General features: G+C 72.0%; 13 protein-coding genes. 4 read left to right on the top strand and 9 right to left on the bottom strand.

All coding sequences use genetic code 11. The features are described 5' to 3' along the window. Positions 1-39 precede the first annotated feature (39 nt). Genes ABZX85_RS12930 through ABZX85_RS12920 form a run of 3 tightly spaced genes read right to left on the bottom strand, consistent with a single transcriptional unit; the run spans position 40 to position 2,726 of the window. Complete coding sequence (locus ABZX85_RS12930) at positions 40-1,377, bottom strand: hypothetical protein (protein ID WP_355865996.1); 1,338 nt, start codon at positions 1,375-1,377, stop codon at positions 40-42. Positions 1,378-1,392: 15 nt separating this feature from the next. Beyond that, positions 1,393-2,232, bottom strand: coding sequence for a hypothetical protein (locus tag ABZX85_RS12925; RefSeq protein ID WP_355865994.1), 840 nt, complete (start codon positions 2,230-2,232; stop codon positions 1,393-1,395). 23 nt (positions 2,233-2,255) lie between these two features. Beyond that, entirely contained in the window at positions 2,256-2,726 is a 471-nt protein-coding gene (locus tag ABZX85_RS12920; RefSeq protein ID WP_355865991.1) for a hypothetical protein, read from the bottom strand. A 290-nt stretch (positions 2,727-3,016) separates the two neighbouring features. Here ABZX85_RS12920 and ABZX85_RS12915 point away from each other — a divergent pair, with 290 nt between their 5' ends. Genes ABZX85_RS12915 through ABZX85_RS12905 form a run of 3 tightly spaced genes read left to right on the top strand, consistent with a single transcriptional unit; the run spans position 3,017 to position 6,510 of the window. Beyond that, positions 3,017-4,198, top strand: a complete 1,182-nt coding sequence (locus tag ABZX85_RS12915) for a sialidase (protein WP_355865988.1) — start codon at positions 3,017-3,019, stop codon at positions 4,196-4,198. Then, positions 4,188-5,339: a chromosome condensation regulator RCC1 gene (locus tag ABZX85_RS12910; protein WP_355865986.1), complete on the top strand. Its 1,152-nt coding sequence runs from the start codon at positions 4,188-4,190 to the stop codon at positions 5,337-5,339. Before ABZX85_RS12915 ends, ABZX85_RS12910 begins: the two co-directional genes overlap by 11 nt. Before the next feature lie 16 nt (positions 5,340-5,355). After that, on the top strand, positions 5,356-6,510 hold the full coding sequence (locus tag ABZX85_RS12905; RefSeq protein WP_355865983.1) for a chromosome condensation regulator RCC1: 1,155 nt from the start codon (positions 5,356-5,358) through the stop codon (positions 6,508-6,510). A 53-nt stretch (positions 6,511-6,563) separates the two neighbouring features. Here the strand turns inward: ABZX85_RS12905 and ABZX85_RS12900 are convergent, their stop codons facing one another. The 3 genes from ABZX85_RS12900 to ABZX85_RS12890 form a co-directional block, all read right to left on the bottom strand. Continuing rightward, positions 6,564-7,388, bottom strand: a complete 825-nt coding sequence (locus ABZX85_RS12900; protein WP_355865981.1) for an SAM-dependent methyltransferase — start codon at positions 7,386-7,388, stop codon at positions 6,564-6,566. Positions 7,389-7,659: 271 nt separating this feature from the next. Then, positions 7,660-9,366: an ABC transporter permease subunit gene (locus ABZX85_RS12895; RefSeq protein ID WP_355865978.1), complete on the bottom strand. Its 1,707-nt coding sequence runs from the start codon at positions 9,364-9,366 to the stop codon at positions 7,660-7,662. A 7-nt stretch (positions 9,367-9,373) separates the two neighbouring features. Further along, complete coding sequence (locus ABZX85_RS12890; protein ID WP_355865976.1) at positions 9,374-10,870, bottom strand: ABC transporter substrate-binding protein; 1,497 nt, start codon at positions 10,868-10,870, stop codon at positions 9,374-9,376. A gap of 225 nt (positions 10,871-11,095) precedes the next feature. Between ABZX85_RS12890 and ABZX85_RS12885 the strand changes: the two genes are divergently transcribed. Next, positions 11,096-11,614 (top strand): NUDIX hydrolase, encoded by a 519-nt coding sequence (locus ABZX85_RS12885; protein WP_355865974.1) that lies wholly within the window; start codon positions 11,096-11,098, stop codon positions 11,612-11,614. Here ABZX85_RS12885 and ABZX85_RS12880 read toward each other — a convergent pair. The 3 genes from ABZX85_RS12880 to ABZX85_RS12870 form a co-directional block, all read right to left on the bottom strand. After that, a complete protein-coding gene (locus ABZX85_RS12880) occupies positions 11,611-13,056 on the bottom strand; it encodes a glyceraldehyde-3-phosphate dehydrogenase (protein ID WP_355865971.1) in 1,446 nt (481 codons plus the stop codon). The two genes, ABZX85_RS12885 and ABZX85_RS12880, sit on opposite strands and share 4 nt — an antisense overlap. An 83-nt stretch (positions 13,057-13,139) precedes the next feature. Beyond that, complete coding sequence (locus ABZX85_RS12875; protein WP_355865968.1) at positions 13,140-14,546, bottom strand: MFS transporter; 1,407 nt, start codon at positions 14,544-14,546, stop codon at positions 13,140-13,142. Continuing rightward, entirely contained in the window at positions 14,543-14,923 is a 381-nt protein-coding gene (locus tag ABZX85_RS12870) for a DUF3291 domain-containing protein (protein WP_355865965.1), read from the bottom strand. Before ABZX85_RS12870 ends, ABZX85_RS12875 begins: the two co-directional genes overlap by 4 nt. Positions 14,924-14,956: the final 33 nt, after the last annotated feature.

Raw genomic sequence — 14,956 nt, 5'->3', positions numbered from 1 at the left:
GGCCAGGGGGTGGGGTGAGCCTTCCCCACCCCCCGACCGTCAGCCCAGGCGCCGTACTCCGGGAGCGGTCGGCGCCGGCGGCCCCGTCAGCCCCTTGTCCGCCGACGCCGCCGGAGCGTCCGCGCCCACCGGAGTCGTCGTCATCGGCCGCGCCGCCATGCAGCGCTGCTTCTCGGCGCCGGTCATCGGCCCCGTACGCTGGAGCAGCCGGTCCGGGACGGCGCGTGACGGGCCGTCGACGACGGCGTGCACGCGATAGTCGTCCTTCTTGCTGACGAACCACCCCTCGACCCGCTCCCGGGTCGGCTGCAACTCCACCCAGCTCACCTCACCGGGCTGGACGCGCTCGACGACCGTGCGCTGGTCGCTGCTGAACCACTGCCACGGACGCTGCCACGCCTTCTCGTAGGCGAGCGCGAACTGGGCCGCCAGCGGACGGGACTTGAGCCGTTTCTCGTCCTCCGTCCGGTCGCCCGAGGTGGGCAGCCGGGCGACCTCCTCCAGCGACTGCCCGGCGTCCGCGTACGTCTGCGCGACGCTGTCGTGGCTGCGCTCGGCGAAGCTCAGCACCCGGGTGTGCTCAAGGGTGTTGCGGGTGCAGTTGACGAACGTCTCGCCGAGCACCCGGGACTGCCCGTAGTACCGGAACGAGGTGCGCCGGTCGGGCCGGAACTCGCACGCGTTCTCCCCGTTGCACGCGGCCAGCGCGTTGTGCAGCCACTTCTCCTTCTCGTTGCCCTTGAACGCCTCGGATGTGCCGAGGGCCGTCCGGTCCACGGTCTGGTCCACGGCGGGCGGCACCTCGACCGCCCTGATCCGCGCGACCATCGGCGAACAGGTGATGTGCGTCTTGGAGTTGGCGACCCTGGACGTGAACGTCAGCAGCGGCTCGTTCTCGGACGCCGTGAAGCGGTACGACCGCTGCGTCCAACGCCCGCCGCCGGGCGTGCCCTTGACCCGGCCGGGGTCCCCCGCAGTGGTGACGTCCTGGACGGTGCCGCCGCTCGCGTCGACCGTGTACGGCTGGCCGTTCTCGACCTCGGCGGGCAGGCATTCCTTCGACACGGCCGGACTGTCCTCGTAGGACACCGTCACCTGCGCCCCCGAACGCACCCCGCGCAGCCGCTGCTGGAGCGTGTTGCCGTCCTTCTGGAGGGCGACGCCGTGGGAGGTGTCGGTGCGGCCGGACGCGGCGGGGGAGTAACGCTGGTTCGCGCCGGTCCAGTTGTCGATGCCGACGGTCGTGGGTCCGTCGCCTTTCATCGCGGGGTCGGCGAAGTCGCCGTTGAGGACGGGGACGGGCTGTTCGGCGGGGGCCGCGAACGCGGGCGCGGTGAGCGCGAGCGACGCGAGGACGGGGACGACGAGCAGACGCATGACAGAACTCCTGGCTCAGGGGGTGTTGTTGCCGCCGGCTGCGGTGTTCCCGGCGGGCCGGGTGCCGCTGCACACGCCGTTCGGCGTCGCGTACGTCTGCGCGACGAAGGAACTCGTGTTGACCATCGAGGGGCTGTCGACGGAGATCCCGAGAATCTTGCTGCCGATGTCGGTGATCAGGTTCCCGGTGACGCGCCGCATGGCCGCGCTCGCCCCGAACACGAGCATGTCGTGGGCCTTGACGGTCGTCTTGTACGTCGTCGCCTCGGTGTTGTCGACCGTCCACGACTTGGAGTACGTCGCCTTGAACGCGGCCTCGAACGCGAGTTTCGCGCTCATCGACCCGGTGAGCTTCGCACCCCCGGCCACCGTCGTCTTCGTGCCGTTCTCGGAGGTCGGCCCGTCCTTGAGGTTCGGCGTCTTGTGGTTGCTGGTGATGTCGTTGGAGAGGTTGGTGGTCACCTCGCCGGACGCGGAGACCGTGCCCTCGACGTTGACCTTCCCGGAGATCTCGCCGCCGATGTTGTCGGTGCTGCTGGTGCGCAGCGTGACCGTGCGGTCCACGCTCATGTCGCTCTGCGTGCAGTTGATCACCGAGTTGCCCAGCGAGCGGACGGCGGTGGCGAACTCGCGGGTGAGTACGCGGTTGATGCGGAAGGAGCACGCGGACTTCTTCGTCCCGCAGTACTCCAGGACGTCGGCGACCTTCGCCGGCTTCCCGTCGGGCCCTACCGCCCGCGCGGCCGGCATCGGGCCGGGATCGCCCTCACCGGGCGGCAGCTGGGCGGCGTGACCGGGCGAGGCCAGGGCGAGGGACGTCAGGACGGGGACGATCAGCGCGAGGGGACGGCGCACGGGACTCTCCTTGTCGGGGTGGCTCAGGAACCGAGCAGTGAGCACAACTGGTCGGCGGGGAACGGTGTGTCGCCGGCACCGGCCGGCAGCGTCCCGGCGAAACCGGAGCACACGGTCGTCGACGAGGACGACGCGTTGTCGCCGGGCTCCGTCCTGAATCCGGAGATCGTCGAGGTCATGTCCTCGATGCCGTCCTTCTCGGCGCTCCCCGACCCTGCGAGCTTCTCCATGCAGGACGCCGACCCCGGCGGGCACTCCTTGAGGTCCTTGCCGACCGCGTCGATCTGCTTCTGCGCGTCCTTCGCGTCCGCCTCGGTCTTCTTCTGCTGCTCCTCGATCTTCTGCGCCGACTCCTGGTCGTCGTTGCACTGCTCGTCGTCCGGGGCGCACTCCGAGGCGGCGGTGGACACGGCGGCGTGCGCGGGGGACACGTAGGCGGCGGAACAGACGGCCAGCGCGAGGGCGCAGGCGCACAGGAAACGGCGTGCGGGCATGGCGGCTCCCGGGGAGAGAAGAGAGGGATTCGAACAAGCGGGTCAGACGGTAATCGGACAAACGCATGGAAAACCCTGCGGGGTGTGCGTGTCGATCATGGTTCACCGCATCGGCCCACGGCCCCTGAGTGGCCGGTTTCCCGCCCCGCCCGGGAACCGCCGCGCCGGGCAACTCGAACGGACGTCCGTCAATCAGGTGTTTCGAACATCTCGGCTCGCGACGGTGATCGTTTGCCGGAAGGCTGCTGGAGGGCGCCCCACCTGAATCCGACGAGAAGGAGAGCACAGCCATGTCCCCCTGGAGAACGCTCGCCGTCCTCACGACCCTCGCCGCCACCCTCGCCCTCGCACCCCCCACCGCGGCCAACGAGGGCAACCCCACCGTCCTCGGCTGGGGCGCGGGCCGCACCGGCCAGCTCGGCAACGGCACCCTCTCCGACAGCCTCTCCCCGGCCTCCGTGACCAGCCTCTTCCGGGGCGACGTCGACCAGATGTCGGCGGGCGGCACCTCCTCCGCCGACTCCTTCGCGCTCGCCCGTACCGACACGACCGTCAAGGCGTGGGGCCACAACTCCTCGGGACAGCTCGGCAACGGCGGCAACACCAACCAGACCGTCCCGACGACCGTCCCCCGCCTGACGAACATCAAGGACATCGCCGCCGGCGGCCGGCACGCCCTCGCCCTCGACACCTCCGGCCAGGTCTACTCCTGGGGCGACAACGCGTACGGCCAGCTCGGCAACAACCGCACCGGGGACAGCCGTACCGTCCCCGACCGGGTCCAGGGCATGCCCAAGGTCAAGCAGATCTCCGCCGGCTGCGACTTCAGCCTCGCCCTCCTGGAGAACGGCAAGGTCTACGCGTGGGGCCGGGGCATCCACGGCCAGCTCGGCACCGGCAACCGGGCCACCAGCTCCGTACCCCGCCAGGTCACCGGTCTCTCGGACATCGTCAAGATCGACGCGGGCTGCTACCACGCGCTCGCGATCACCGCCGACGACACGGTCAAGTCCTGGGGCTACAACCTCTACGGTCAGCTCGGGAACTCCTCCACCAAGTCCTCGACCGTCCCCGTCGACGTCGACTGGCTGGAGGGCGTCTCCGACATCGAGGCCGGCGCGTTCCACAACTACGCGATGACCAGCGACAGTCACGTCCACGGCTGGGGCAACAACCAGTACGGCCAGCTCCTCGAAGGGGACCAGGCCGACGGCGACAACATCTCCCGCACCAACCGCACCGCCCCGGTGGAGATCCCCCGCCTGGAAGGCGTCCAGCACCTCGCGGCCGGCGCCCGGCACGGGGTCGCGGTGACCGCCGACGACGTCTTCACGTGGGGCAACAACAGCGAGGGGCAGCTCGGCAACGGCACGACCGTGTCCCGCTACGACTCCGTGAAGATCCTCAAGGAGGGGTCGGCGATCAAGAACGTGGCGGTGTCGCTCGGGGGTAACACGACGTATGCGTACTGAGGCCGTCGCGTTGGCGGCGGTGCTGCTGATCGGCGCCGCCGGACCGGTACACGCCGAGCCGGGTGACCCCTGGGCGCAGGCGTGGGGGATGAACGGCGCCGGGCAGCTCGGCAACGGCACCACGCAGGGTCAGCAGACGCCGTCCGCCGTCCGGGGGATCGCGCGGGCCGACGTGCGGGAGGTGGCGGGCGGCGGCTGGAACGACGCCAGCTCCTTCGCGGTCGCCCTGCTGAACGACGGCACGGTCCGCGCCTGGGGCTCGAACACCACCGGCCAGCTCGGCGACGGGACGACCGCCTCACGGTCGTACGCGGGAACGGTCCGCGGGCTCTCAGGGGTGTCCGAGATCGCCGCCGGGGCCGGGTTCGCCGTCGCCGTGCGCGGCGGGCGGGTGGTGGCCTGGGGAGCCAACGCGCACGGGCAGCTCGGCGACGGCACGGCGGCGACGCCGCAGAACCTGCCGGTCGCGGTGCAGAGCCTCTCCAAGGTGAAGGACGTCGCGGCGGGCTGCGACCACGTCGTGGCGCTGCGGGAGGACGGCACCGTATGGACGTGGGGCCGCAACCAGCACGGCCAGCTCGGGGACTCCTCCACGACCAGCCGGAACACCCCCCGGCTGGTGCCCGGTCTCGACGACGTGGCCGCCGTCTCCGCCGGCTGCCACCACAGCCTGGCCCTGCTCGCCGACGGCCGGGTGAAGGCGTGGGGCTACAACCTCAACGGCCAGCTCGGCAACGACGACACCACGGCGAGCCCCGTCCCCGTGGACGTCCGGCACCTGGCGGACGTGGCGGCCGTCCACGCCGCCGGCTACCACAGCTTCGCCGTCCTGGACGACGGCGGGGTGCGGGCGTGGGGCTGGAACGGCCGGGGCCAGTTCGGCGACGGCTCGACGACCAGCCGGACCACACCGGTGCCGGTCCCGGGGCTGACCGGGGTGACGTCCATGGCCGGCGGCTACGGCCACACCCTCGCGGCCTTCGACGACGGCTCGGTCATGGCCTGGGGCGACAACGCCCAGGGGCAGCTCGGCGACGGCACCACCACGTCCTCCCCGCTCCCGGTCACGGCCCTGCCGCCGGGCAGCGGCATGACCCACGTCTCGGCCGGCCCCTCCGCCTACAGCAGCTATGCCTACTGAACCGAAAGGCAGCACCGTGAGACCCCTCCTCCTCGTGGCCCTCGCCACCACCCTCCTGACCGCCGCCCCCGCCCACGCCGCCGGCCCCGCCGACCCCTGGGTCCGCGCCTGGGGCGACAACACGCAGGGCCAGCTCGGCAACGGCAGCGTCCTCGCCCAGCAGACCCCCGCCGCCGTCGTCGGTGTCGCCCGCGACGACGTCCGCGAGGTCTTCGCCGGGGGAGGCGCCAACAAGGACGCCTTCGCCGTCGCCCTCCTCAACGACGGCACGGTCAAGAGCTGGGGCGCCAACGACAAGGGGCAGCTCGGCAACGGCACGACGACCGCCCAGCCGTTCCCGGGCACGGTCGCGGGCCTGTTCGGCGTCAGCGACCTCTCGGCGGGATCGGACCACGTCCTCGCCGTCAAGGCCGGCCGTGTCCTCGCCTGGGGCAGCAACGCCAAGAAGCAGCTCGGCACCGGCCAGGACACCACGAACCCCTACAAGACCCCGACGACCGTGCAGAGCCTCGACCGGGTCAAGGACGTCGGCGCGGGCTGCGAGTTCAGCGTGGCCCTGCGCCAGGACGGCACGGTCTGGACCTGGGGCGCGGGGGCCAACGGCCGTCTCGGCACCGGCGGTACGGCCAACCGCGAGACCCCGCAGCAGATTTCCGACCTCACGGACGTCGACGCGATCTCCGTCGGCTGCGACCACGTCCTCGCGCTCACCGCCGACGGCGTCGTCAAGGCGTGGGGGAAGGGGACGGACGGGCAGCTCGGCGACGACCTGAAGACCGACAGCCCCAAACCGGTCGACGTCGCCTACCTGGACACCGTCGCCAAGATCTTCGCCACCCACTCCTCGTCGTTCGCGGTCCTCGACGACGGCAGCGTCCAGGCGTGGGGGAAGAACGACACCCGGCAGCTCGCCGACGGGACCACCGCCAACCGCACCAGCGCCGTCCCGGTCGACATCCTGAAAGGGGTCCAGGAGATCGCCGGCGGCCCCGACTTCACCCTCGCGGCGCTCGACGACGGCTCGGTGATCGGCTGGGGCGCCAACACCGCCGCCCAGCTCGGCGACGGGACACTCGTCAGCCCGCCGGGTACGACGACCACCCTCCCGCCGGGCAGCGGCGTCACCCACGTCACCGCGACGAAGGCCGGCAAGTCGGGCTACGCGTACTGACAGAGAGGCGGGGCCGGGACAACTCCCCGGCCCCGCCTGTCGGTTCACACGGACTACGCCTTGCGGCCGACCGCCCCGTACGCGTCCACGTACACCCGCCGCGTGTCCGCGTTCGGCCGCCACTCCGTGACCTGTACGACGCCCGGCTCCAGCAGGTCGAGACCGTCGAAGAACCCGCCGATCTCCTTGACGCTGCGCACGTAGTACGGCACGGCGCCGCTCTCGTTGTACGCGTCCGACGCGGCGATCATGCCCTCGCTGGTCGACGTCGAGTCGCTGATGACCAGGTGGCTCCCGGACGGCAGCCCGGCCATCAGGTCACGGACCAGCGTGCGCGCCTGCTCGTACTCGCCGACGTGGCCCAGCGTGTTGAGGATCATCAGCGCGACCGGCTGCGAGAGGTCCAGCGTCCCGGACGCCTTCTCCAGGATCGCCGCCGGGTCGTACATGTCCGCGTCGAGGTACGCCGTCACGCCCTCCTTCGTGCTGGTCAGCAGCGCGTTGGCGTGGGCGAGGACGATCGGGTCGTTGTCGACGTAGACGATCTTCGTCTCGGGGGCGGCGCGCTGCGCGACCTCGTGGGTGTTGTCGGCGGTGGGCAGGCCGGTGCCGATGTCGAGGAACTGGCGGATGCCGACCTCGGTGACGAGGTGGGTGACCGCGCGGCCCAGGAAGTGCCGGCTCGTCACCGCGACGTCGACCAGGCCGGGGAAGATCTCCTTGATGTGGTCGCCGATCTGCCGGTCGACCTCGTAGTTGTCCTTGCCGCCGACGAAGTAGTTCCAGAACCGCGCCGAGTGGGGCGTGGACGTGTCGATCCGGGAACGTGCCTCCTGGGCCTGGCTTGCGGGGGAGTGGGTGTCCGGGGTGTCCGACACGGCAAAGCCTCCTGCGGATGGTGAACAACGCTGATCAGAACGCCACCCTAGGCGAACACCCTTTGGCCGAAAGCCAGTTGCCCCCACCGGCGAACGCGGACCGTAAGGTTCTGGCCAGTGAACAGGGCGCCGGGCGCGGCCTCTTGGCGAACTCCCGCGCACATAACCCCAGTTGGAGCGCCTTCACGGCTCCTACACATGAGACGCGCAACGCGGCCGGTACTGGTTCCTGAGGCGGCGACCCGCTGAACCACGCAGCACCCCGGACACCTCAGCCGCGCCCGCCCCGTCTCGCCCATCTCTCCACCGACACGGCGAGGACGGCCAGCACCACCAACGCCCCCGCGGGCCCCGCCACCGTCCACGGCGCCAGCTCCAGATACGGCTGGTTCTCCGACAGCAGCCGCCCCCACTCCGGCGCCGGCGGCTGCTCCCCGAGCCCCAGGAACCCCAGCGACGCGAGGACCAGCACGGTCGTCGGCAACCGCAGCAACGCGTTGCGGACGACGGCGGGCAGCACTGCCGGAAGATGGTGGCGGCGCAGCAGATGCCCGGCCCCCGCCCCCAGCGAACGCGACGCGAGCGTGTGCCCGGCGGCCCGCTCCTGCGCCAGCAACGCCGAAGCCTGCGCGGCGTACGGCGCCCAGCCGACCAGGCACACCGCGAGCGCGGCCCCCCACACCGACGGCCCGGTCACGGCGGTCGTCAGCAGCCCGGCGAGCACGGCGGGCAGCGTCGACACCACCTCCGTCAGCCCCGCGCCCACCCGCCCCACGACCCCGAGGAGCAGCCCCGCAAGCACGCTCACCCCCGTCACCGCGAACGCCACCGAAGCCGTCCGCAGCGCCCCGTGCCCGAGCCGCGCCAGCATGTCCCGCCCGAGCGAGTCCGTCCCCAGCGGATGGTCGGCCGACGGCGCCAACAGCCTTGCCGCCGTGTCCACTTGAGCCGGATCACGCAGCAGCCCGGCGACGACGAGCGCGAGCAGCACGACGGCACACCCCGCGGCGAGCGCCCTGCGGGGCCGTGTCCCCACCACCGGCAGCGCGGGCAACGCCCCGTCCCGCAGCGCCGGTCCGAGCAGCGCCCGGCACACCCCCCGGATCGCCAGCCCGGCCCCCACCCCCAGCAGGACCAGCACCAGCGTCACCGTCTGGAGCGGCGGCAGATCCTGCGCCAGCGCCGTGTCCAGCGCGAGCCGCCCGAGCCCCGGGATGTTGAAGATCTTCTCGACGGCGACCGAACCCCCGACCAGCCCCACCACGGTCGGCAGGAGCCCCGGCAGCACCCCGGGCAGCGCCCGCCGCAGCGCGTTGCGCGCGACGTACCCCCGTGACAGCCCGAAGGCGTGCGCGGCCCGCGCCCACGGCTCCCGGAACGCCCCCGGCAGCGCCTGCCGGAGCAGCCCGCCGATCATCGCCCCCGACGGCACCCCCAGCGCCAGCGCGGGCAGCACCATCGACGACGGCCCCTCCCACCCGCCGGCCGGCAGCCACCCCAGCCACACCCCGCACACCGTCGCCAGCAGCGACGCCAGCAGGAACTTCGGCAGCGCGGCGAGCACGGCGGCGAGCACCCCGCTCCCCGCGTCCCGCAGCCGCCCCCGTGCCCCCAGCCACACGCTCCGCCCGCACACCAGTGCCGCCACCAGGGCCGTCACGGCGAACGCGCCCAGCATCATCGTCACCGACACCGCGAACGCGTCCGAGACCTGCGGCCACACCGCCTCCCCGGACACCCACGACGTCCCCGCGTCCCCGCCGAGCCAGCGCACGAGATGCGTCAACGGGCCCTCGTCCAGCCCGAGTTGCTCCCGGACGGCGGCCAACTGCCCCGGCGTCGGGTCCTGGTCGCCGGAGCGCGCGCGAAGGACCGTCAGCGCGGGGTCCGTTCCGGAGAGCCAGGGCAGCGAGGTGACGGCGGCGAGGAGGGCGGCGCCGGCCAGGAGCCGGCCGGCGAGCGTGCGGGAGTCGGTCACCACGAGGTCACTTCAGGTGGGTGCCGCTGTCGACGAGCGAACGCTCACGCGGGTCGAGGAGCACGCCCTCGACGTTCGCGGCGATCCCCTGGACGACCTTCTCGTGCACCAGCGGCACCACGGCGTCCGTGCGCAGGATCTCCGCCTCCGCCCGCATGATCTTCTTGTGCCGCGCGGCCGAATCCCCTTCCGCAGCCGCCGACTTGATCGCCTCGTCGACCTTCGCGTCCTTCAGCCCGGCGATGTTGTACACCCCGTCGCTCGTGAAGTCGCTCGCGAGGTAGGCGACCGCGTCCCCGGTGTCGAGGAGCGTCACCCGGGAGAACACCAGCGCGTCGTACTTCCCGGCGAGCAGGTCCGCCTCCATCTGCGTGTACTCGCGGACGTCCTGCCTCACCGTGAACCCGGCCTTCTCCAGCTGCTGTTGCAGCACGGTCGCCGCCTCGGGAAGCTCGGCCCGGTTGGTGTAGGTGGCGAGCCGTACGGTCGTCCCCTTCGCGACCTTCGCGGCGGCCGGCCGGCCCGTCACGGCGACCCGGTCGGCCTTCGCCCAGGACACGGCGGGACCGAACAGGCCCTGCCCGGCGTCCGCGTACCCGCCGAACACCGAGCCGACGAGCGCGGAGCCGTCCACGGCGGTACGGGCGGCGGCGCGCAGACCGGCGTCCGCGAACGTGCCGGAGCGGGTGTTGAGGACGAGGCTGTCGGTGCGCACGGACGGCACCTCGTGCCGGGTGGCCGCGTCGAGGAGCTTCGCCTGCGAGGTGGGTATCCACTCCGCGACGTCGACGTCCTTGCTCCGCAGGGCGTTGGCGCGGGCGGTGCCGTCGGCGATCCAGGTGACGTCGACGCCGGGGGCCTTCGCCTTGCCGCCCCAGTAGCCGTCGTAGCGGTCGAGGGTGGCGCTCGTCTTGCCGGTGAGCTTGGTGATCGTGAAGGGGCCGGTGCCGGTGCCGACCGGGGTGACGGCGCCGTTCGCGCCGTACGCCTTCGCGGAGAGGATGCCGAGGGCGGGGCTCGCCAGGCGCAGGGGGAGGACCGGGTCGGGGGTCTTCGTGGTGAGGGTGACGGTGCTCGCGCCGGCCGCCTTCGCCGTCAGGGTGACGTCGCTGAGGACGCGGGGCTTGGTCGCGGCGGAGTTCGCGTGGCCGAGGGCGTTCACGACGGACTCGGCGGTGACCGGGGTGCCGTCCTGGAAGGTCGCCTTGCGGAGGGTGAACGTCCAGGTCGTGGGGTTCGCCTGCGTCCAGGAGGTGGCCAGCGCGGGGGCGGCGGCGCCGTTCTCGTCCAGCGCGGTGAGGCCCTCGGTCACCGACAGCTTGCTCAGGACCGTCGCGTCGTTGCTGTACGGCGACAGCGCCTGCACCGGCGGCACCGCGAGGGCGACCCGCAGCCGGCCGTCCCCGGAGCCCTGCGCGGACTGCGACCCGCCCGAGGAGAAACAGCCGGCCAGCAGCGGGGTCAGAGCGAGCGCCGCGAACAGACCGCGGGAGGTGGTGCGCATGGGTGTCCTGTCGTACGGGGAACGAACGTGCCCCCGGTGTACGGACATATGCCTGTACTGCGGCCGGGGACCAGCACACCTTATAAGGCAAGCCTTACCAACCTCACACCCGGGGTACAGGAAAGCCCGGGGTACGGGACAGCCCTGGGTGCGGGAGACCGTCCCCCGCGCGTGACTCGGTCGTTGACCACAGCGACCCGACCCCTGCGCAGGAAGGAACCCGCCGTGGACGAGACCGTCACCGTCGAGACGCCCGGAGCGTGGCTGCCGAGAGAGGAGTGGGTGCGGACCCAGCCGCAGACCCTGATGGCGTCCTGCGTCCTCCTCCTGGACGGCGAGGGCCGCGTCCTCCTCCTGCGCTACGCGCCCGGCCAGCCCGCCGCCGGGCACTGGTGGCTGCCCGGCGGCATGCTCGACCACGGCGAGGACCCCTGGACGGCGGCCCGCCGCGAACTGCGCGAGGAGGCGGGCCTCGCCCTCCCCGGCGGCCCCCGCCTGATCGGCATCGACCACCGCGCGGACGTCGAGGGCTGCGGCCCCGTCCTGGACTGCTACTTCCACGGCGGCACCCTGGCCCCCGGCGCCGCCGTCCGCCTCAGCGACGAGCACGACCGGCACGCCTTCCGCCATCTCGCCGAGCTGGACGGCGTGTTGACGCCGCCCCACCTGCGCACCCTGCGCGCGCTGTACGAGGCGGCGCGCACCGGCGCGACGCTGTGCCTGCGGGAAGGGGCCCCGCTCTAGACGGCCGTCGCCGGGAACGTCGGGTACTCGACGCCCGACACGTGCTGGACGACCCGCACGACCTGGCAGGAGTACCCGAACTCGTTGTCGTACCAGAGGTAGAGGATCGCGTTGTCGCCCTCCACCTTCAGCGCGCCCGCGTCGACGATCGAGGCGTGCCGGGAGCCGATGAAGTCGCTGGAGACGGCGTCCGGCGCGGTCGTGAAGTCGATCTGGCGGCGCAGCGGGGAGGTCAGGGACACCTCGCGGAGGTAGTCGTGGACCTCCTCGCGGGTCGTCTCGCGGGAGAGCTGGAGGTTGAGGATCGCGATGGAGACGTCCGGCACGGGTACCCGGATCGAGCTGCCGGTGATCCTCGCCTTCAGGTCGGGCAGCGCCTTCGCGACGGCGGAGGCGGCGCCCGTCTCGGTGATGACCATGTTGAGCGGCGCGGAGCGGCCCCGGCGCTCGGACTTGTGGAAGTTGTCCAGCAGGTTCTGGTCGTTGGTGAAGGAGTGGACCGTCTCGACGTGCCCGCGCTCCACGCCGAACGCGTCGTCCATCGCCTTCAGCGGCGGCACGATCGCGTTGGTCGTGCAGGACGCGCAGGACAGGATGCGCTCGTCCGGCTTGACGGTGTGGTGGTTGACGCCGTGCACGATGTTCGGGACGTCGCCCTTGCCGGGCGCGGTCAGCAGCACCTTGTCGATGCCGGGCCGCAGATGCTCGCTGAGCCCCGCGCGGTCGCGCCATTTGCCGGTGTTGTCGATGAGGATCGCGTTCGTGATGCCGTACGCCGTGTAGTCGATCTCGGAGGGGTCGTTCGCGTAGATCACCTTGAGCTCGTTGCCGTTGGCGGTGATCGTGCCGGCCGCCTCGTCGACGGTGATCGTGCCCTGGAACTGGCCGTGGATCGAGTCGCGGCGCAGCAGGGAGGCCCGCTTGACGAGGTCGCCGGGGCCGCCGCCGCGCACGACGATCGCGCGCAGCCGCAGGCCGTTGCCGGAGCCGGACTTCTCGATCAGGAGGCGGGCCACGAGGCGTCCGATGCGGCCGAAGCCGTACAGGACGACGTCCCGGCCGCTGCCGCGCTCGATCTTGTTCGCGCCGGTCGCCCCGGCCACCGCGTCCGCCGTGAACTCCTCGACGCTCAGGCCGCGTCCGTCGGCCCGGTAGCTCTCGGCCAGCAGCCCGAGGTCGATCTGCGAGGGGCCGAGGTCGAGCGTGGTGAGCGCCTGGAGGAACGGCATGGTCTCGGTGACCGACAGCTCCTCGCCCGCGATCTGCCGGGCGAACCGGTGGGTCTTCAGGATGCTGACGACCGACTTGTTCACCAGGGAGCGGCTGTGCACGAGGACGGTCACGTCCCGCTCACGGTGCAGCTTCCCGATGACCGGGATCATCGACTCGGCGGTCTCCTCACGGTTCATCCAGTTGGTGAACGAGTCCTCGTTGACAGTCACAGGGCTCTCTTTCGAGCTAGACGGCGCTCATCTGCGGTGCTCATATGGTAACCAGGTGTTCATATGAGCAAAGAGGGGGGGGGCTAGTGCGGTTGCTTCCTGGGAATCCCGAGCGCGCACACCGCCCCTGCGAACACCACCGCGACCCCCACCCACACGGCCGGCCCCAGCCCGTCCACGAACCCCTGCGGACTCCCGCTGTCCCCGTGCGCCACGAACACCGTGCCGAGGACGGCGATCCCGAGTGCGCCCCCGACCTCCCGGACCGTGCTGTTGGCCCCGGACGCCTTCCCCGCGTACTCCTTGTCCACCGACCCCAGCACCACGGCCGCCGTCGGCGCGAACACGAACCCCATCCCGATCCCGGCCACCACCATCGGCCACACGAGCGCCGAGTACGGCGTGTCGGTGCCGGCGACGAGGTTGATCCAGCCGAGCCCCGCCCCCTGGAGGAACAGCCCGAGCGCCATCAGCCGCCCGCCCCCGACCCGGTCCGTCAGCAGCCCCGCGACCGGCGCCACGACCATCGGCATCAGCGTCCACGGCAGGGTCCGCACCCCCGCTTCGAGCGGGGTGCGCGGCGGCGCGATCTGGAGGTACTGCGAGAGCAGGAAGAGCGAGCCGAACACGCCGAAGTACATCGCCGCCGAGACGACGTTGGTGAGCGTGAACGCCCGTATCCGGTAGAACGACAGCGGCAGCATCGGCTGCGGGGCGCGCGCCTCCCAGGCGACGAACGCCGCGAGCAGGACGGTGCCCGCCGTGAACGCGCCCAGCACCGTCCCCGAGGTCCAGCCGTCCGGCTCGCCGTGCACGGTTCCCCACACCACCGCGCACAGCCCGGTCGCCGCGAGGACCATCCCGCCCAGGTCGAGCCGGGTCCCCGGCAGCCTGCTCTCGCGCAGGGCGACGTACACGAGCGGGATCGCGACGACGCACACCGGCACGTTGACCCAGAAGATCCACCGCCAGTCCAGCCCCTCGACGACCGCGCCCCCGACCACCGGGCCCATCGCCACCGCGAGCCCGCTCACCCCGGACCACACGCCGAGCGCGAGCCCTCGCAGCCGGTCCGGCACCGCCTGCGACAGCAGCGTCAGCGACAGCGGCATCACGGCCGCCGCCCCGAACCCCTGGACGGCCCGGAACGCGATCAACTGCCCGCTGCTGTCGGCCAGTCCGCAGCCGGCCGAGGCGAGCGTGAACAGCGCGATCCCGGCCACGAACACCCGCCGCCGCCCGAACCGGTCCCCGAGCGCCGCACCGGTCATCAGCAGACAGGCGAAACCGAGAACGTACGCGTTGACGAACCACTGAAGCTCCTGCGTGCTCGCCTCCAGATCGACGGCGAGGGTGTGCAGGGTGGTGGAGACGACCAGGTTGTCCAGGGCGACCATGAACATGGGCACGCTCGCGGCGACGACCGCCAGCCACAGGGGGATACGGCGGGCCTCGGCCGCCGGTGCCTCGGGGATGTCGGTGAGCGTCACTTCGCCGCCTCCTCGGCCAGCCGGTTCCTCGCGTCCGTCCAGTCGAGGACGGGCGGGGCCTCCCAGAAGGTGAAGACGGAGGTCTTCATCGTGGAGCGCGTCTCCTTCGTCACCGACCGGTGCGGCTCGGCGCGGGCGTACGCGTACAGCGCGTCCTTGCTCTCCCAGGCCGACAGGGTCCAGAACGTGCGCTTGAAGGGTTCGGCGATCAGGGAGGCGCCGTACGCGCCCGGGGCTCCCTTGACCTGCTTCCAGGCCGCGAGGGACTTCAGCAGGAAGCGGGGGACGTCGGCGAGGGTGCGGACCTCGAAGCGGGAGGCCATGAGGAAGGCGCCGGTGTCGGGCGGGGCCGGGGTGTGCCAGCGGAGAGTGGGCATGGCTGTGTCCTTGGGCGTCGGAGAGGTGCGAGC

This window comes from Streptomyces sp. NPDC004539 (assembly GCF_040610055.1).
Taxonomy (GTDB): domain Bacteria; phylum Actinomycetota; class Actinomycetes; order Streptomycetales; family Streptomycetaceae; genus Streptomyces.
This window is presented reverse-complemented; position numbering and strand designations above follow the sequence as displayed.

What these genes read in the sequence shown, in the direction of transcription:
- ABZX85_RS12890 (WP_355865976.1), bottom strand. Translation starts at nt 10,870, where the DNA reads ATGCGCACCACCTCCCGCGGTCTGTTCGCGGCGCTCGCTCTGACCCCG.
- ABZX85_RS12910 (WP_355865986.1), top strand. Translation starts at nt 4,188, where the DNA reads ATGCGTACTGAGGCCGTCGCGTTGGCGGCGGTGCTGCTGATCGGCGCC.
- ABZX85_RS12930 (WP_355865996.1), bottom strand. Translation starts at nt 1,377, where the DNA reads ATGCGTCTGCTCGTCGTCCCCGTCCTCGCGTCGCTCGCGCTCACCGCG.
- ABZX85_RS12920 (WP_355865991.1), bottom strand. Translation starts at nt 2,726, where the DNA reads ATGCCCGCACGCCGTTTCCTGTGCGCCTGCGCCCTCGCGCTGGCCGTC.
- ABZX85_RS12870 (WP_355865965.1), bottom strand. Translation starts at nt 14,923, where the DNA reads ATGCCCACTCTCCGCTGGCACACCCCGGCCCCGCCCGACACCGGCGCC.
- ABZX85_RS12915 (WP_355865988.1), top strand. Translation starts at nt 3,017, where the DNA reads ATGTCCCCCTGGAGAACGCTCGCCGTCCTCACGACCCTCGCCGCCACC.